This window comes from Ramlibacter sp. (genome assembly GCF_013697775.1).
Taxonomy (GTDB): domain Bacteria; phylum Pseudomonadota; class Gammaproteobacteria; order Burkholderiales; family Burkholderiaceae_C; genus Ramlibacter.
In genome coordinates this window covers 1-17,238 of record NZ_JACCWG010000438.1, presented here as the reverse complement: position 1 = coordinate 17,238, position 17,238 = coordinate 1, and the positions used below count along the sequence as shown (strand labels likewise).

23 protein-coding genes are annotated in these 17,238 nt (G+C 69.8%); 16 read left to right on the top strand and 7 right to left on the bottom strand.

What is annotated here, in order from left to right:
- The 7 genes from H0U68_RS22315 to radA all read right to left on the bottom strand — a co-directional run.
- A partial coding sequence (locus H0U68_RS22315) for a YbfB/YjiJ family MFS transporter (RefSeq protein ID WP_296359099.1) occupies window positions 1–250 on the bottom strand: 250 nt, incomplete at its 3' end.
- A 14-nt stretch (window positions 251–264) separates the two neighbouring features.
- Entirely contained in the window at window positions 265–1,281 is a 1,017-nt protein-coding gene (gene waaF / locus H0U68_RS22310) for a lipopolysaccharide heptosyltransferase II (protein ID WP_296359098.1), read from the bottom strand.
- The gene (locus H0U68_RS22305) at window positions 1,282–1,509 is read right to left on the bottom strand and encodes a zinc-finger domain-containing protein (protein WP_296359097.1); all 228 of its coding nucleotides are present in this window, start codon (window positions 1,507–1,509) and stop codon (window positions 1,282–1,284) included.
- A 2-nt stretch (window positions 1,510–1,511) separates the two neighbouring features.
- Entirely contained in the window at window positions 1,512–2,450 is a 939-nt protein-coding gene (locus H0U68_RS22300) for a branched-chain amino acid transaminase (RefSeq protein ID WP_296359096.1), read from the bottom strand.
- A gap of 51 nt (window positions 2,451–2,501) precedes the next feature.
- Window positions 2,502–2,912, bottom strand: a complete 411-nt coding sequence (locus H0U68_RS22295) for a glycerate kinase (RefSeq protein WP_296359095.1) — start codon at window positions 2,910–2,912, stop codon at window positions 2,502–2,504.
- The gene (locus H0U68_RS22290) at window positions 2,909–3,721 is read right to left on the bottom strand and encodes a metallophosphoesterase family protein (protein WP_296359094.1); all 813 of its coding nucleotides are present in this window, start codon (window positions 3,719–3,721) and stop codon (window positions 2,909–2,911) included. Before H0U68_RS22290 ends, H0U68_RS22295 begins: the two co-directional genes overlap by 4 nt.
- Window positions 3,718–5,106 carry a DNA repair protein RadA gene (gene radA / locus H0U68_RS22285; RefSeq protein WP_296359093.1) on the bottom strand — a complete coding sequence of 463 codons (1,389 nt, stop codon included), beginning with the start codon at window positions 5,104–5,106 and terminating at the stop codon, window positions 3,718–3,720. Before radA ends, H0U68_RS22290 begins: the two co-directional genes overlap by 4 nt.
- A gap of 50 nt (window positions 5,107–5,156) precedes the next feature.
- Between radA and H0U68_RS22280 the strand changes: the two genes are divergently transcribed.
- From H0U68_RS22280 to H0U68_RS22205, 16 genes are all read left to right on the top strand, one after another.
- Complete coding sequence (locus tag H0U68_RS22280; RefSeq protein ID WP_296359092.1) at window positions 5,157–6,065, top strand: RNA polymerase sigma-70 factor; 909 nt, start codon at window positions 5,157–5,159, stop codon at window positions 6,063–6,065.
- A 90-nt stretch (window positions 6,066–6,155) separates the two neighbouring features.
- Entirely contained in the window at window positions 6,156–6,620 is a 465-nt protein-coding gene (locus H0U68_RS22275) for a carboxymuconolactone decarboxylase family protein (RefSeq protein ID WP_296359091.1), read from the top strand.
- Window positions 6,621–6,711: 91 nt separating this feature from the next.
- Entirely contained in the window at window positions 6,712–7,212 is a 501-nt protein-coding gene (gene hpaR / locus H0U68_RS22270) for a homoprotocatechuate degradation operon regulator HpaR (RefSeq protein ID WP_296359090.1), read from the top strand.
- Complete coding sequence (locus H0U68_RS22265) at window positions 7,202–7,825, top strand: fumarylacetoacetate hydrolase family protein (protein WP_296359089.1); 624 nt, start codon at window positions 7,202–7,204, stop codon at window positions 7,823–7,825. The genes hpaR and H0U68_RS22265 overlap by 11 nt, the downstream gene beginning before the upstream one ends.
- The gene (locus H0U68_RS22260) at window positions 7,822–8,571 is read left to right on the top strand and encodes a fumarylacetoacetate hydrolase family protein (protein ID WP_296359088.1); all 750 of its coding nucleotides are present in this window, start codon (window positions 7,822–7,824) and stop codon (window positions 8,569–8,571) included. Before H0U68_RS22265 ends, H0U68_RS22260 begins: the two co-directional genes overlap by 4 nt.
- Window positions 8,572–8,591: 20 nt before the next feature.
- Complete coding sequence (gene hpaE / locus H0U68_RS22255) at window positions 8,592–10,052, top strand: 5-carboxymethyl-2-hydroxymuconate semialdehyde dehydrogenase (protein ID WP_296359087.1); 1,461 nt, start codon at window positions 8,592–8,594, stop codon at window positions 10,050–10,052.
- The gene (locus H0U68_RS22250) at window positions 10,049–11,017 is read left to right on the top strand and encodes a carbon-nitrogen hydrolase family protein (RefSeq protein WP_296359086.1); all 969 of its coding nucleotides are present in this window, start codon (window positions 10,049–10,051) and stop codon (window positions 11,015–11,017) included. The genes hpaE and H0U68_RS22250 overlap by 4 nt, the downstream gene beginning before the upstream one ends.
- On the top strand, window positions 11,010–11,933 hold the full coding sequence (hpaD, locus tag H0U68_RS22245) for a 3,4-dihydroxyphenylacetate 2,3-dioxygenase (protein WP_296359085.1): 924 nt from the start codon (window positions 11,010–11,012) through the stop codon (window positions 11,931–11,933). The genes H0U68_RS22250 and hpaD overlap by 8 nt, the downstream gene beginning before the upstream one ends.
- 16 nt (window positions 11,934–11,949) lie before the next feature.
- Window positions 11,950–12,357: a 5-carboxymethyl-2-hydroxymuconate Delta-isomerase gene (locus H0U68_RS22240; protein WP_296359084.1), complete on the top strand. Its 408-nt coding sequence runs from the start codon at window positions 11,950–11,952 to the stop codon at window positions 12,355–12,357.
- Window positions 12,354–13,166, top strand: coding sequence for a 2-oxo-hept-4-ene-1,7-dioate hydratase (gene hpaH / locus H0U68_RS22235; RefSeq protein ID WP_296359083.1), 813 nt, complete (start codon window positions 12,354–12,356; stop codon window positions 13,164–13,166). The genes H0U68_RS22240 and hpaH overlap by 4 nt, the downstream gene beginning before the upstream one ends.
- A gap of 23 nt (window positions 13,167–13,189) precedes the next feature.
- The gene (locus H0U68_RS22230) at window positions 13,190–13,996 is read left to right on the top strand and encodes an HpcH/HpaI aldolase/citrate lyase family protein (protein ID WP_296359082.1); all 807 of its coding nucleotides are present in this window, start codon (window positions 13,190–13,192) and stop codon (window positions 13,994–13,996) included.
- Between the two features lie 37 nt (window positions 13,997–14,033).
- Entirely contained in the window at window positions 14,034–14,810 is a 777-nt protein-coding gene (locus tag H0U68_RS22225; RefSeq protein WP_296359081.1) for a class II aldolase/adducin family protein, read from the top strand.
- Between the two features lies 1 nt (window position 14,811).
- The gene (locus H0U68_RS22220; protein ID WP_296359080.1) at window positions 14,812–15,882 is read left to right on the top strand and encodes a 2-dehydropantoate 2-reductase; all 1,071 of its coding nucleotides are present in this window, start codon (window positions 14,812–14,814) and stop codon (window positions 15,880–15,882) included.
- Window positions 15,883–15,897: 15 nt separating this feature from the next.
- Window positions 15,898–16,176, top strand: a complete 279-nt coding sequence (locus H0U68_RS22215; RefSeq protein ID WP_296359079.1) for an Arc family DNA-binding protein — start codon at window positions 15,898–15,900, stop codon at window positions 16,174–16,176.
- Entirely contained in the window at window positions 16,173–16,619 is a 447-nt protein-coding gene (locus tag H0U68_RS22210; RefSeq protein ID WP_296359078.1) for a type II toxin-antitoxin system VapC family toxin, read from the top strand. Before H0U68_RS22215 ends, H0U68_RS22210 begins: the two co-directional genes overlap by 4 nt.
- 10 nt (window positions 16,620–16,629) lie before the next feature.
- On the top strand, window positions 16,630–17,238 hold a 609-nt coding region (locus H0U68_RS22205), incomplete at its 3' end, for an EamA family transporter (RefSeq protein ID WP_296359077.1).

Here is a 17,238-nt window from a genome sequence, read left to right as displayed (position 1 = left end):
CCAGCAGGCCGAGCGCCGCCGCGCCGATGCGCAGGCGCGCGGCCGTCAGGGCGCCGGCGAGGTAGCCCGCGTAGTTGGCCGCGGCGATCCAGCCGCCGTGCGCCAGGTCGAGCTGGCCGTCGCGGATCATCAGCGGCAGCATGGGCGTGAAGGCGAAGCGGCCGATGCCCATGGCCACCGCCAGCGAGAGCAGCCCCGCGAGCGCCAGCGCGGCCGGGTGGATGGATGCGGGTGCCTTGTCGTTTGCCATCGAGCTATGGACGGCTACAGCGTCTCTTGCAGCGAAGCGAGCACGCGCGCGGCGCCGACGTCGTTCAGGCAGCGCGTGTGGCCGAGCGGGCATTCGCGCTGGAAGCACGGCGCGCAGTCCAGCGGCGGCTGGTAGGCGGGGTCGTTCTTCAGCCACACGACGGCCGCGCGCGCATTCAGCGGCGGCGTGTGCAGCGGGCTGGACGATCCGAACACCGCCACCTGCGGCACGCCGAAGCCGGCCGCCACGTGCATCAGGCCCGAGTCGTTGCTGGCCACGCCCCGCGCCGCCGCGATCAGGCCCAGCGCCTGCATCAGCGAAGTCTGGCCGGCGATGTTGCGGCACTGCGCGCCGCCGGCCTGCGCGATCTCCTCGCACAGCGGCGCCTCCTTGCCGGAACCGAGCAGCAGCACCGGCGCAGCGAGCAGGCGCGCCAGTTCGGCGTAGCGCTGTGCCGGCCAGCGCTTGGCCGGCCCGTACTCCGCGCCGGGCGCGAACACGTAGTAGCCGCGCGGCTGCACGCCCAGCTGCGCCGCCGCGGCCTCGGCGTTACCGGGCGGCAGCTGCAATTGCGGGCGGTCGTTGCCGACATCCGCCTCGCCGCTTAGCGCCGAATAGAAGGCCACCATCGGCGGCTTGTTGCCCGGATTCTTCAGCCGGTGCGTGAGCACGCCCACGCGCGCCTCGCCGAGATAGCCGACGCGCTTCGGAATTCCGGCCAGCAGCGGCAGCAGCGCGCTCTTGAACGAATTGGGCAGCACGTAGGCGGTGTCGAAGCGCCCGTGCAGCTCGCGCGCCAGTTGCCGGCGCGCCCGGAACTGCAGGCCGCCGTGCTGGAACGGGAGTTCGACCACGGCGTCCACCTGCGGCATGGCGCGGTAGACCGGCGCCACCCAGGGCAGCGCGCCGACGGTGATGCGCTCACCGCGCGCGCGCAGCCGCCGCAGCAGCGGCTCGGTCATCACCGCGTCGCCGATCCACTGCGGCGCGACGACCAGCGACCGCGATGAGAAATTGGTGTCTGACCCCAATTAGTGGTGGCCGCCGAAGCGCTCGCCTTCCTTGAGCTTGTACACCGTGCCGCAGTACGCGCACTTGGCCTGGCCGGTGCCCGCCACGTCCAGGAAAATGCGCGGGTGCGTGTTCCACAGCTTCATGCCGGCGATGGGGCTGGGGCAGAACACGCCGCCGTTGGCGTTGAGGTCGCGCGCGGCGAGTTCCACCACCGCTTCTTTCTTGCTCTCGACCGGGGTGGACATGCTCAGACCTTCGCCAGCCAGTGCGCGTACTTGGGATTGCGGCCGTTGACGATGTCGAAGAAGGCGCTCTGCACCTTCTCGGTCACCGGCCCGCGGCGGCCGATGCCGATCTCGATGCGGTCGAGTTCGCGGATCGGCGTGACTTCGGCGGCGGTGCCGGTGAAGAAGGCCTCGTCGGCGATGTAGATCTCGTCGCGCGTGATGCGCTTTTGCACCAGCTTCAGGCCCAGGTCCTCGCAGATGTGGAACACCGTGTTGCGGGTGATGCCGTTCAGCGCGCCGGCCGACAGGTCGGGCGTGTAGACCACGCCGTCCTTCACCACGAAGACGTTCTCGCCCGCGCCTTCGGACACGAAGCCCGATGTGTCCAGCAGCAGCGCCTCGTCGTAGCCGTCGTCCACCGCTTCCATGTTGGCCAAGATGGAGTTGCTGTAGTTGCTCACCGCCTTGGCCTGCGTCATGGTGATGTTGACGTGGTGGCGGGTATAGCTGGAGGTCTTCACGCGGATGCCGGTGCGCAGGCCCTCTTCGCCCAGGTAGGCGCCCCAGGCCCAGGCCGCCACCATCAGATGGATCTGGTTGCCCTTGGGGCTCACGCCCATCTTCTGCGAGCCGATCCAGGTGAGCGGGCGCAGGTAGCAGCTCTCCAGATTGTTGGCCTTGACCACCGCCTTTTGCGCCTCGATCACCTCCTCCTTGGAGAAGGGCAGCTTCATGCGCAGGATCTTGGCGCTGTTGAACAGGCGGTCGGTGTGGTCCTGCAGGCGGAAGATGGCCGTGCCGTTGACCGTGTTGTAGGCCCGCACGCCTTCGAACGCGCCGCAGCCGTAATGCAGCGTGTGCGTCAGCACATGGATCTTGGCGTCGCGCCAGTCCACCATCTCGCCGTCCATCCAGATCTTGCCGTCGCGGTCAGCCATCGAGGGGGGAAGTGCGCTCATGCGGGTGTCCTTTGATGAGGAATAGTTCGGAATCCGGGGAAGCCGACGATTTTAGCGGGCGGCCTCTTCGGCCTGCGGCGGGCGCGTGAGCTCCCACTTGTGCAGCTTGCCGTTGGCGAATTCGCAGTCCACGAACGACTGGCCGGGATCGGTCCAGCGGTAGATTTCGGGCGGCTCTTCCTTGGGCGACACCAGTTCGCCGAGTGCGCGGGTCATTGCCACCACGTGCAGCAGGTTGACGCCCGGGCGCAGCTTGGCGTTGAGCATGACGGCGCTGTCGCAATGGCCCACCGGCCGGCTGGAGGCGCGCTGCAGCACCTTCATCAGGCGCGTGAAATGCAGCAGCATCCACATGACGATGCCGGTCGCCGCCAGCCCCACGCCGGCCCAGCCCCAGCCGCGGTAGGCCGCGGCCACCAGCACCACGCCCAGGATGGGCGGCACGACTTTCTGGAAATTCATGCGCCGATTGTCGCGTCCGCCACGGGCATGCGGCCGGTGGCAAGTGCGTACGCCCAGTCGGGCCGGCCGTTGGCCTCGGCCAGCCGGCGCATCGCGTCCCAGTCGTAGGCCACGCTGCACAGGCGCGCCTGCCAGCCGTCCATGTGCCGCTCGACGATGGCGTAGCGCGCCTGCGGCGCGCCGGTTTCCACGACGTGCGGATGCGGATGCGCGTCGTCGTACGCCTGCAGCCCCACGCTGCCCGGGTTGACGATAAGCGTCTCGCCGCACTGCACGGCGCGCGGCACGTGGCTGTGGCCGCACAGCGCCAGCGCGGCCTGCGCTGCGCGCGGTGCGCCGGAGTGCAGGCGCTCGCGCAGCTCGGCGCCGGTGGCGGCGCGCATGCCGGGCGCGCCGTCAACGCCGAAGCCCGGCACCACGGTTTCCAGCCAGTAGACGAGGTCGGTGGAAGGCGTGCCGTGCACCAGCAGCACGTCGGGCGCCAGCCAATGCTGCGGCGGCAGGCTGCGCAGCCAGTCGGCATGGTGATCGGTGATCTGCAAGGCGGCGTAGCCGTCGCTGGTGCGCGCATCGATCCGTGCGCGCGGCGTCTCGCGCACCTGGAGCAGTTGCCGCTCGTGATTGCCGGCGATGGTGACGATCTCCCGCCGCGCCATCAGGAAGTCCGCCGTCTCGGCCGGCATGAGCGGCCCGCTCAGGATGTCGCCCAGGTTGACGACTGCGTCCACGCCCTGGCGCTTGGCGTCCTCCAGCACGGCTTGCAGTGCCGGCAGGTTGCCGTGGATGTCGGAGAGCACGGCAAGCTTCACGCGTGCCCCCGCACCACTTCCAGCGCGTCCTCGATGCGCTCGACCGGATGGATGGTCAGCCCCTCGAACTCGCGGCCGCCGGCCTTGCCGCCCTTGGGCGCATTCGCCTTGGGCACGATGGCCATGGAAAAGCCCAGCTTGGCCGCTTCGCGCAGCCGCTCCTGGCCGCGCGGCGCGGGCCGCACCTCGCCGGCCAGGCCGACTTCGCCGAAGGCCAGAAAGCCCTTGGGCAGCGCGCGGCCGCGCAGCGACGAGGTGATGGCCAGCATCACCGCCAGGTCGGCCGCCGGCTCGCTGATGCGCACGCCGCCCACCGCGTTGACGAACACGTCCTGGTCCATGCAGGCCACGCCGGCGTGGCGGTGCAGCACGGCCAGCAGCATGGCCAGCCGGTCGCGGTCCAGGCCGACCGACAGCCGCCTGGGGCTCGGGCCGCCGGTGTCGACCAGCGCCTGGATTTCCACCAGCATCGGCCGCGTGCCTTCCAGCGTGACCAGCACGCAGCTGCCCGGCACCGGCTCGCTGTGCTGCGACAAAAAGATGGCGCTCGGATTGGCCACGCCCTTCAGGCCTTTCTCGGTCATGGCGAACACGCCGATCTCGTTGACCGCGCCGAAGCGGTTCTTGATGGCGCGCACCAGCCGGAAGGCCGAATGCGTGTCGCCCTCGAAATACAGCACGGTGTCCACCATGTGCTCCAGCACGCGCGGGCCGGCCAGCGCGCCTTCCTTGGTGACGTGGCCGACCAGAATGGTCGCCGTGCCGCCGGCCTTGGCCGCGCGCGTGAGGTGCGCCGCGCATTCGCGCACCTGCGCCACCGAGCCGGGCGCCGAGGTGAGCTGGTCGGAGTACATGGTCTGGATCGAGTCGATCACCGCCACCGCAGGCTGCTGCGCCGCAATCGTCGCCTGGATTTTCTCCAGCTGGATCTCGGCCAGCACCTTCACCTGCGAGCGCTCCAGGCCGAGCCGGCGCGAGCGCAGCGCGACCTGGGCGCCGCTTTCCTCGCCGGTGACGTACAGCGTGGGAACGCCGGCACGCTGCAGGCCGTCCAGCGCCTGCAGCAGCAGGGTGGACTTGCCGATGCCGGGGTCGCCGCCGATCAGCACCACGCCGCCTTCGACGATGCCGCCGCCCAGCACGCGGTCGAGCTCGCCGATGCCGGTGGGCGTGCGCTCCACCTCCGACGCTTCGATGTCGGCCAGCGCCGCGACCTCCGAGGCCGGCGCCAGCGAAGCGAAACGGTTGCGCACGCCGCCGGCCGGCGCTTCCGCCACGGTTTCGATCAGCGTATTCCAGGCGCCGCAGCTCGGGCATTTGCCCAGCCACCTGGCTGAAGTTCCGCCGCACTCGGTGCAGCTGTAGACGGTCTTGTCCTTGGCCATCGGGCAAGTGTAGGGTGTCACAATCGCCGCGCCTTTTCCGTCTTGCCTGGATGGACCCGCACACCTCTTCTCCCGCCGACCACGACGCCGCCGCCCTCGCGGCCTTCGCCGCGCTGCGCCCGCGCCTGTTCGGCATTGCCTACCGTATGCTCGGCCTGCGCGCCGACGCCGAAGACGTGCTTCAGGACGCCTGGCTGCGCTGGAACGCCGCCGACCGCGCGGCGGTGCAGTCGCCCGAAGCCTGGCTGGTCACCGTCACGACGCGGCTGGCCATCGACCGGCTGCGTGCGGCCAAGGCCGAACGCGAGGCCTACACCGGCATCTGGCTGCCCGAGCCGCTGGTGGCGGACGAGCGCACGCCCGAGTCCGCCGCCGAGCTGGCCAGCGACCTCTCGGTTGCCTTCCTGCACATGCTGGAGCGCCTCGCGCCCGAGGAGCGCGCGGCCTTCCTGCTGCGCCAGGTGTTCGACTACGACTACGGCGAGATCGCCGCCATGCTGGACAAGGGCGAGGCCGCCGTGCGCCAGGCGGTGCACCGCGCCGGCGAGCGCGTGCGGCTGGAGCGGCCGCGCTTTTCGGTGCCGGCCGAGACGCACCGGCGGCTGCTGGAAAAGTTCGTCGCGGCGGCACGCAGCGGCCAGCGCCCGGCCATCCGCGCCCTGCTCGACGAGAACGCCCTGGCGCTGGGCGACGGCGGCGGCAAGGCCGCGGCCGTCCGCCATGCCTTGGCCGGCGGCGACCGCATCGCCAACCTCTACTGGGCGCACGCCCTGCGGCTGGGCGAGCGGCTGCAGTACCGCATCGCCTCCATCAACGGCGAGCCGGGCCTGCTGCGCTACCTGGACGGACAGCTCGAATCGGCCCAGGCCTTCGTGAGCGACGGCGAACGCATCGTTGCCATTTACGCGGTGCGCAACCCGGATAAGCTGGCGCGTATCGCCGCGCCGCTGCCTGCCTGAATTCGCGGCGTGCTGTCACAAGCGGCGCCGCGCGGCCGTCTTGAAGGATGAAGCAGGACGCTTCCAACCCCATTCAAGGAGAAAACAAGCATGAGCCAGAAAGCCCGGATCAACTTCTACGCCGCCGCACCCAAAGTTGCCGACGCGATGGTGCAATTTTCGAAAAACGTCGGCGTTTCGCTCGGACTGCGCCTGAAGGAGCTGGTGCAGCTGCGCGTCTCCCAGATCAACGGCTGTGCCTTCTGCATCGACATGCACTGGGCCGCGCTGGTCAAGGACGGCATGGAGCCGCGCCACATCAACGCGGTGGCGGGCTGGCGCGAGGCTGGCCGCTTCTTCGGCGAGCGCGAGCGCGCGGCGCTGAACTGGGCCGAGGCGGTCAACGCCGTGCCGCACCGCTCGCCCAGCGATGCGGACTTCGAGGAGGCGCGGCGGCATTTCAGCGAAGCCGAACTGGTCGACCTCACCTTCGTTGTCGGCGCCATCCGCGCGTGGAACATGCTCAACGCCAGCCTCCACACCCAGGTGCCAGCGGTACCGTTCACCGGCGAGTGAACCCGCTGCCCGGCGGCAGCGGGCCCGGCCACGGCCCGGCTTGAAGAGGCGCGGCAATTCACTTAACATGTGAAATAACTCGCCGCCGCCGATGCACACCACTGCCTTCGCCCACCGCAACCTGCCGCGCCTGCTGCTGCAGGCGCGCGAGTCGGTGATGCTGCACACGCGCCCCAGCCTGCGCGAGCACGGCCTGTCGGACCAGCAATGGCGCGTGCTGCGGGTGCTCGGCGAGCACGGCACGGTGGAGACCGGCAAGGTCGCGCGCGAAGCCTACATCCCGGGCCCCAGCCTGACCGGCGTGCTGTCGCGCATGGAGCGCGACGGGCTGGTGCGGCGCGAGCGCGACCCCGCCGACCAGCGCCGCAGCGTGGTAGAAGCCACCTCCAGGGGCTTGAAGCTGGTGGAAAAACTGTCGCACACGGTGGAAGCCCATTACCACTGGCTGGAGACATCGATGGGCAAGCAAAAACTGACGCGGCTGTATGCGCTGCTGGACGAACTGATCACCCTGGAGCAGCCGAGTCCCGCCCGGCCGCCCGAAGGGACTCAGCACCGCAGTGCGCAGCACGGAGGTTCCAATGAGCTTTAGGCCGAGCGGAACCGTCTACGGCACGCTGATGAACTTCAGCGGTGAACACAACGTGCTGGGCGCGGCGATCAAAGAGGCGCCGTACAAGGGGCCGCCCAAGGCGCCGGTGCTCTACGTCAAGACCGCCAACACCTTCAGCGCCGACGGCGCGCCGATCTCGGTACCCGCCCGCGTGCCAGAAGTCGAGGTGGGCGCCACCGTCGGCATGGTGATGGGCGCCGGCGGCGAGGTGGCCGGCTTCGTGCTGCTCAACGACCTGTCGATCCCGCACATGAGCTTCTTCCGCCCTCCCGTGCAGTACCGCTGCCTGGACGGCTTCCTGGGCGTGGGCAGCCGCGTGCGCGCGCGCGCCGAGGCCGGCGACCCGGCCATCTTCGCGCTGCGCGTGCACATCAACGGCCAACTGCGCCAGACCGTGCGCTTCAATCAGCTGATGCGCCCGGCCGAGCGGCTGGTGGCCGATGTGCGCGAATTCATGACCCTGGCGCCGGGCGACGTGCTGATGCTGGGCTGCGACGTCGACCGGCCGCGTGCGCGGCCCGGCGACCAGATCGACATCAGCATGCCCGCGCTCGGCAAGCTGACCAACATTTTGGTGGCGGAGGCGCCATGAAGCACGCCCGCGTCATCTACCAGGGCCAGGCCTTCGCCGCCACCGAACGCGACGGCATGCTGCTGCTGGGCGACGGCCGCACCGTGGCCGAAGACGCCGTCACCTGGCTGCCGCCGCTGCCGGCGCAGGAGCAGCCGCGCACCATCCTCGCGCTGGGCCTGAACTACGCCGACCACGCGATGGAACTGGCGCTCAAGCCGCCGCAGGAGCCGCTGGCCTTCCTGAAGGGCGCGAACGCGCTGAACGGCCACCGCGGCACCACGCGCCGGCCGGCGGACGTGACCTTCATGCACTACGAATGCGAACTGGCGGTGGTGATCGGCCGGCGCGCGCGCCGGGTGCGCCGCGAGGACGCGTACGGCTTCGTCGCCGGCTACAGCGTGGCCAACGACTACGCCTTTCGCGACTACCTGGAAAACTGGTACCGCCCCAACCTGCGCGTGAAGAACCGCGACGGCGCCACGCCGCTCGGCCCCTGGCTGGTCGACGCCAAGGACGTGCCCGACCCGATGGCGCTGGCGCTGAAGACCACCGTCAACGGCGAGGTCACGCAGACCGGCAACACGCGCAACATGATCTTCGACATCCCGTCGCTGATCGAATACTTCACCGGCTTCATGACCCTGCAGCCGGGCGACGTGATCCTCACCGGCACGCCCGACGGCGTGGTCGACTGCAAGCCGGGCGACGTGGTGGTCACGGAAATCCGGGGCATCGGCGCCCTCACGAACACCGTCGTTTCCTAGACGCAGGCAGCAGCAAGCCCATGCAGATCCACCACCTCATCGACGGCAAGGCCGTCCCCGGCCGCGAGTACTTCGAGACCGTCAACCCGGCCACGCAGGAGGTGCTGGCCGAAGTGGCCTCGGGCGGCGAGGCCGAAGTCGATGCGGCGGTTGCCGCGGCCAAGGCGGCGTTTCCGAAATGGGCCGGCCTGCCTGCGCCGCAGCGCGCGAAACTGATCCGCAAGCTCGGTGAGCTGATCGCCGCGCAGGCGCCCGAGATCGCGCGCACCGAGACCAACGACACCGGCCAGCCGATCGCGCAGACCGGCAAGCAGCTGGTGCCGCGCTCGGCCGACAACTTCTCCTACTTCGCCGAGATGTGCGTGCGGGTGGACGGCCACACCTATCCGACTGACACCCACCTGAACTACACGCTGTTCCACCCGGTGGGCGTGTGCGCCCTCATCTCGCCGTGGAACGTGCCGTTCATGACCTCCACCTGGAAGGTGGCGCCCTGCCTGGCGTTCGGCAACACGGCGGTGCTGAAGATGAGCGAGCTGTCGCCGATGACGGCCGCGCGCCTGGGCGAGCTGGCGCTGGAGGCGGGCATTCCGCCGGGCGTGCTGAACGTGGTGCACGGGTACGGCAGGCAGGCCGGCGAGCCGCTGGTGCGGCACCGCGACGTGCGCGCCATCTCGTTCACCGGATCGACCGCCACCGGCAACCGCATCGTGAAGGAAGCCGGCCTGAAGAAATTCAGCATGGAGCTGGGCGGCAAGTCGCCCTTCGTCATCTTCGACGATGCGAACCTGGAGCGCGCGCTCGACGCCGCCGTGTTCATGATCTTCTCCATCAACGGCGAGCGCTGCACCGCGGGCAGCCGCATCCTGGTGCAAAAAAGCATCTACGCGGACTTCGTGCAGAAATTTGTCGAGCGCGCCAAGCGCATCGCGGTCGGCGATCCGCTGGACGAGACAACCATCATCGGGCCGATGGTGTCGCAGGCGCACCTGGCCAAGGTACGCGGCTACATCGAGCTGGGCTCCAAGGAAGGTGCGACGCTGCTGTGCGGCGGGCTGGACGCACCGCTGCTGCCGGACCGGGTGAAGAAGGGCAACTACGTGCTGCCGACCGTGTTTGCCGACGTGGACAACCGCATGAAGATCGCGCAGGACGAGATCTTCGGGCCGGTGGCCTGCCTGATCCCGTTCGACGACGAGGCCGACGCGGTGCGCATCGCCAACGACATCGACTACGGGCTGTCCAGCTACGTGTTCACCGAGAACGTCGGCCGCGCGCACCGCGTGGCCGCGGGCATCGAGGCGGGCATGTGCTTCGTCAACAGCCAGAACGTGCGGGATTTACGGCAGCCGTTCGGCGGCACCAAGGCATCGGGCACCGGCCGCGAAGGCGGCACCTGGAGCTACGAGGTGTTCCTGGAGCCGAAGAATGTCGCCGTGTCTCTCGGCAACCACCACATCCCTCACTGGGGAGTCGCATGACAGCCAGCAACAAGCTCACCGCTGCGGTCGCGCAGACCGCCTCCGTGCTGCTCGACACGCCCGCAACGGTGGACCGCGCGCTGACCATCATGGCCGAGGCCGCCGCGCGCGGTGCGCAGGTGCTGGTGTTCCCGGAGGCCTTCCTGGGCGGCTACCCGAAGGGCGCGGACTTCCACATCTACCTGGGCGGGCGCACGCCGCAGGGCCGCGCCGAGTTCAAGCTGTACTACGACGCCGCCGTGGCGGTGGACGGGCCGGAGATCGCGCAGCTGGCGCAGGCCGCGGCGCAGCACAGGATGTACGTGGTGGTCGGTGTCATCGAGCGCGACGGCGGCACCTTGTACTGCACCGCCGTGTACCTCGGCCCCGACGGCCGCGTGCTCGGCAAGCACCGCAAGCTGATGCCCACCGCGCTGGAGCGCCTGGTCTGGGGCTTCGGCGACGGCTCCACCCTGCAGGCGGTGGACACGCCGTTCGGCAAGCTGGGCGCGGTGATCTGCTGGGAGAACTACATGCCGGCGCTGCGCATGGCCATGTACCAGCAGCGCGTGGCGCTGTACTGCGCGCCGACGGTGGACGACCGCGACACCTGGGCATCGACCATGCAGCACATCGCGCTGGAGGGCCGCTGCTTCGTGCTGTCGGCCTGCCAGCACCTGCGCCGGCCGCAGTTTCCGGCCGACCGCATGAACAACCGCCTGCCCGAAGCGCCCGAGACGGTGCTGATCCGCGGCGGCAGCGTGATCGTCGACCCGTTCGGCAAGATCCTGGCCGGCCCGGTGTTCAACGAAGACACGTTGCTCACCGCCGAACTCGACCTCGCCGCGATCCCGATGGCGCAGATGGATTTCGATCCGGTCGGCCACTACGCGCGGCCCGACGTGTTCTCGCTGCAGGTGAACACCGCGGCGCAGCGCGCCGTGGTCATGGGCGACGGCGGGGGTCACGGGAACGGCCATGGGTAAGGTCGCCCTCGTCGCCAAGGTCACGCACGTGCCCTCGATGTACCTGTCCGAGCTGGACGGGCTGCGCAAGGGCACGCGCGAGGACGCGATCGAGGGCCACCGCGAAATCGGCCGGCGCTGCCGCGCGCTGGGCGTGGACACCATCGTGGTGTTCGACTCGCACTGGCTGGTCAACGCCAGCTACCACGTGAACTGCGCCGCGGACTTCAAGGGCCTGTACACCAGCAACGAGCTGCCGCACTTCATCAGCAACATGGACTACGCGTTCCCCGGCAACTCCGCGCTGGGCACGCTGCTGGCCAAGGCCTGCAACGACGCGGGCGTGGAGACGCTGGCGCACCACGCGACCACGCTGGCGCCCGAGTACGGCACGCTGGTGCCCATGCGCTACATGAACACCGACCGGCACTTCAAGGTGGTGTCGGTGTCGGCCCTGTGCATGGCGCACTACCTCAACGACAGCGTGCGGCTCGGCTGGGCGATGCGCCGTGCAGTGGAGGAGCATTACGACGGCACGGTCGCCTTCCTGGCCAGCGGCTCGCTCTCGCACCGCTTCGCGCAGAACGGCCTCGCGCCGCAGTACGCCTTCAAGATCTGGAGCCCGTTCCTGGAAACGCTGGACCGGCAGGTCGTGTCGATGTGGCAGCAAGGCGACTGGAAGAATTTCTGCGAGATGCTGCCCGAGTACGCGGCCAAGGGCCACGGCGAGGGCTTCATGCACGACACGGCCATGATGCTGGGCACGCTGGGCTGGAGCGCCTACGACGGCCACGCCGAAGCTGTCACGCCCTATTTTGCGGCGTCGGGCACCGGGCAGATCAACGCCGTGTTCCCGGTCACGCCGCAGGACGGCGCGGCGATTCCGCAGCCGCAGGCCTCCAGCGCGGCGGGCTACCAGGCGGTCAGCCGCCTGTAGCCAGGAGCACAACGGCATGCCGCACCTGGTGATCCTGTACACGCCGAACCTGGAGGCCGGGGCGGACATGACGGCGCTGTGCCGCGCGCTCGCCGACACCATGCTGGCCGCGCGCGACGAAACCGGCAAGCCGGTGTTCCCGCCCGGCGGCACGCGCGTGCTGGCCTACCCGGCCGCGCACTACGCGGTGGCCGACGGCGCGCGCGACTACGCGTTCGTCTACCTCAACCTGCGCATGGCGGCCGGCCGCAGCGCGGCGTCGAAGAAGGACGCCGGCGACGCGCTGATGGAGGTCGCGAAGCGCCATTTCGCGGCGCTGCTCGCAGAGCGCTTCATCAGCATCACGCTGCAGATCGACGAAGCGCCGGGCCAGGTGTACGACGCCAAGCACGGCAACATCCACCCTCTCTTCAACACCCCATGACGAACGCCACCTTCGACACCGAACTTGTCCAGCGGCTGGCCGCCGAACTGGAACGCAGCGAGACCTCGCGCGTGCAGCTGGAGCACTTCTCCAAGCGCTTTCCCGGCATGCGCATCGAGGACGGCTATGCGGTCGCGCGCGCCTGGATGGCGCTGAAGTTCGCGCAAGGGCGCAAGCGCATCGGCCACAAGATCGGCCTGACCTCGCGCGCCATGCAGCAGTCCAGCCAGATCGACGAGCCCGACTTCGGCACGCTGCTGGACGACATGCTGTATGCGCCGGGCGACGTTCCGGCCGGCCGCTTCATCGCGCCGCGCGTGGAGGTGGAGCTCGCCTTCGTGCTCAAGCGCGCGCTGCGCGGCGAAGGCCTCACCATCGACGACGTGCTGGACGCCACCGAGTACGTGACGCCGGCCATCGAGATCATCGACGCGCGCATCGAGCAGGCCGACCGCGAGACGAAGAAGATGCGCCGCGTGCAGGACACCATCAGCGACAACGCGGCCAGCGCCGGCATCCTCCTGGGCGGCAAGCGCGCGCATCCGCGCGAGCTGGACCTGCCCTGGTGCGGTGCCGTGCTGCGCCTGAACGGCGTGGTGGAGGAAACCGGCCTGGCCGCCGGCGTGCAGGGCCACCCGGCCATCGGCGTGGCCTGGCTGGCCGGCAAGATGGCGCCCTGGGGCGAAGGCCTGGACGCCGGCGAGATCGTGCTGGCGGGTTCCTTCACGCGCCCGGTGGCCGCCCGGGCCGGCGACGTGTTCGACGCCGACTACGGCCCGCTCGGCCGCTTCCAGTTCCAGCTCACCTGAGTCCATCCGAAACGGTTCGCCGCATGCAGACACCCACCAATTCCTTCAAGCAGGCCCTGGCCGAGGGCCGCACGCAGATCGGCCTGTGGCTCGGCCTGGCCGACCACTACGCCACCGAGATCTGCGCCGGCGCCGGTTTCGACTGGCTGCTGATCGACGGCGAGCATTCGCCCAACGACCTGCGCAGCATCATCCAGCAGGCGCAGGTGATCGCCGGCTACCCGGCCACGCACGCGATCTCGCGCGTGCCGGTGGGCCAGGGCGAGGTCGGCGCCACGCTCATCAAGCAGTACCTGGACCTGGGCCTGCAGACCTTGCTGGTGCCGATGGTGGACACCGCCGAACAGGCCGCCGCGCTGGTGCAGGCCATGCGCTATCCGCCGCAGGGCATCCGCGGCATGGGCGGCGCGCGCGCCTCGCGCTGGGGCCGCTATCCCGACTACAGCAAGGAAGCCAACGCGCAAGTCTGCCTGCTGGTGCAGGCGGAGTCGCGCGCGGCCATCGACAACCTGGACGCGATCGCCGCCACCGAGGGCGTGGACGGCGTGTTCATCGGGCCGGCCGACCTGTCGGCCGCGCTCGGCCACGTCGGCAACCCGGGCCATGCGCAGGTGCAGGCGGTGATCGAAAATGCGTTCCGGCGCATCCGCGCGGCCGGCAAGTCGGCCGGCATCCTGGCGACCGACGAGGCCGCCGCGCGCCGCTACCTGGACCAGGGTGCCAACTTCGTCGCCGTGGGCCTGGACACGCAGCTGCTGATGCGCGCCACCAGCGCGCTGGCGGCGCAGTTCAAGGGTGCGGCCGAACCGCGCAAAAGCACGACGTACTGAACCGACGAAGACGAGAAAACGAGCAGGAGACAGTGCCATGAATGCCGTGCTTGAGCCGCGCGCACGCGCGATGCATCCCGATGAATGGCAGGCGCGTGTGCAGCTCGCCGCCTGCTACCGCGTGTTCGACCTGATGGGTTGGACCGAGATGATCTACAACCACATCACGGTGCGCCTGCCGGCCAGCGTGTCGGGCACCGGGAAGCAGTTCCTGATCAACCCGTTCGGCCTGCACTACAGCGAAGTCACGGCCAGCAACCTGGTGAAGATCGACGTGCAGGGCAACAAGCTGGACGACAGCACGCATCCGGTGAACCCGGCCGGCTTCACCGTGCACGCGGCCATCCACGAAGGCGTGCCCGAAGCGCACTGCGTGATGCACACCCACACCACCACCGGCCTGGCGGTGGCCTGCACGCAGGACGGCCTGGCACAGAACAACTTCTATTCGGCGCAGCTGCACGGCATGGTGGCGTACCACGACTTCGAGGGCATCACCATCCACGCCGACGAGGCGCCGCGCCTGCTGAAGAATATCGGCGACAAGCCGGTGGTGATCCTGCGCAACCACGGCCTGCTGGCCTGGGGCCCGACCCTGCCGATGGCGTTCTCGCGCCTGTGGACCTTGCAGCGCGCCTGCGACGTGCAGGTGGCGCAGGCCCCGCTCGGTGCGGCCATCGCGGTGCCGCAAGAGGTGGCGCGCAGGACCACGCGCGACTCGTTCCAGTTCGACGCGAAATTCGGCGGCGGCCTGGACGTGTTCGACGCGATGGCGCGGCGCGTGGACCGCATCGACGACAGCTACCGGAACTGACATGGCGCAGGCATTGAACAAGGTGTGCATCTACGGCGCCGGCGCCATCGGCGGCTGGCTGGGTGTGGGGCTGGCACGCGCCGGCTGCGACGTGAGCGTGGTGGCGCGCGGCGCGACCTTGCAGGCGCTGCAGGCGAATGGGCTGCGGCTTGTTGAACCTGTTCAAGCCGAGCCCACATCCGTTCGGGCTGAGCCTGTCGAAGCCGGCCCTTCGACAAGCTCAGGGCGAACGGTGGACGCAGGCTCAGCCCGAACGGTGAAAGTACGCGCGAGCGCCGACCCCGCCGACCTCGGCCCGCAGGACCTGGTGATCGTCGCCGTGAAGGCGCCCGCCATGGCCGAGGTCGCGCGCGGCATCGGCCCGCTGCTTGGGCCCGACACCATCGTGCTGACCGCCATGAACGGCGTGCCGTGGTGGTTCTTCGAAGGCTTCGGCGGCGCGCATGCGGGCACGCGGCTGCGGTCGATCGATCCGGACGGCGCCATCGCGCGCGCCGTCCCGTCCGCGCACGTGGTGGGCAGCGTGGTGCACGCCAGCTGCTCGCTGCGCGCGCCCGGCGTGGTGGTGCGGCACTTCGGCAACAAGCTGATCATCGGCGAGCCGTCGGGCCAGCGCTCGCCGCGCATCGAGGCGCTGGACGCGCTGCTGCTGCGCGCCGGCTTCGACACCGCCGTGTCGCAGCAGATCCAGAAAGACGCCTGGTACAAGCTGTGGGGCAACATGACGGTGAACCCGATCAGCGCGGTCACCGGCGCCACCACCGACCTGATCCTGGGCGACCCGCTGGTGCGCGGCTTCGTCAGCCAGGTGATGCTGGAAGCCAAGGAGATCGGTGCGCGCATCGGCATCCCGATCGACCAGCAGCCCGAAGACCGCCACCAGGTCACGCTGAAGCTGGGCGCGTTCAAGACCTCGATGCTGCAGGACGTGGAAGCCGGCAAGCCGGTGGAGTTGGACGCGCTGGTGTCCGTGGTGAAGGAGCTGGGCACGCTGACCGGCGTGCCGACGCCGTTCACCGACGCGCTGCTGGGGATCGCCCGGCTGCATGCGCGGGTGCGCGGACTGTATTGACGGCGCATCCGATTTGTGCCCAACCTCTCGATCAAGGACGTGCCGGAAGACTGGGCCGAACGGCTTCGCGCCCGCGCTGCCAGCAACCATCGCTCGCTGCAAGGCGAGCTGATGGCCATCCTGGAGCAGGCCGTGCAAGGCGACAGCCCGGCCGCAGTATCGCCATCGTCGCAACGCCGGGGCACCCGAACGCTGGAAGACATCGCGCGCGCGCAGCGCATTGCCTTCCCGCAGCCAGTGCGCGGCGGACCGCTCGCCGTCGACCTGATCCGCGCCGACCGGGACAGCCGGTGAAGCGCGCCGCGGCGCCGGTCCTGCACGTGGCCGAGCCTGCGCCGGCCTATGCGTGGCGTCCACCCATGGTGGTGGACTGCAGCGTGCTCAGCGCCGCCTTGTTCCAGGAGGAAACCCGCGACGACGCGCTGCAACTGCTGACAGGCAAGGCTCTGCATGCACCGACCTTGCTGGACTACGAGATCGTCAGTGTCGCGGTGAAGAAGACGCGCGCGGGCTGGCCCGAGGCAGTGATCTCCCGCGCGCTTGCCGATTACTTCGAGCAGGCGCTCGACCTGCACCACCCCGACGGGCAAGCGCAGTACGCGCTGGCGGCCCGCTACCAGCTCTCCGCCTACGACGCGGCCTACCTCTGGCTGGCCGGCGAACTCCGGGCGCCGCTCGCCACCTTCGACGCCAAGCTGGCCGCCGCCGCACGCACCCATCTGGCGGCGCTGGACTGACAAAAGATCCATGAGCACTTCCGGCCGGGCCCTCTCCGCCACCGCCTTCGCCACGCTGCTGCTCATCGCGCTGATGATGGGCGCCAACCACGTGGCCGCGCGCATCGCCTTCAACCACGGCACCGATGTCGCCACCGCGGTGGTGTTCCGCAGCGGCGTCACCTGCCTGGTGCTGCTCGTGCTGCTGGCCGTGCAGGGCGTGCGGCCGCGCTTCACGGCGCGGCATCGGCGCATGCTGCCGCTGATCGGCCTGCTGGTCGGCATCCAGAGCCTGTGCCTGTATTCGGCGGTGGCGCGGCTGCCGGTGGCGCTCGCGCTGCTGGCCTTCAACACCTACCCGATCTGGACCGCAGCCTGGGCGCTGGTGCTGTACCGCCAGCGGCCCGAACGCGCGCTGCTGGTCGCCATGCCGCTGATCCTGGTCGGCCTGGCGCTGGCGTTGGACGTGCTGGGCGCCGCCTCCGGCCTGGGCGCGGCCGCGCAGTGGCAACGCATCGGCGTCGGCGTGGCCTTCGCTTTGGCGGCGGCGGCGGCCTTTGGCCTGGTGCTGGTGCGCACGCAGCACGAGGCCGGCGACCTGGACGGCCGGGTGCGCACCGCCACCACCATGGCCACCGCC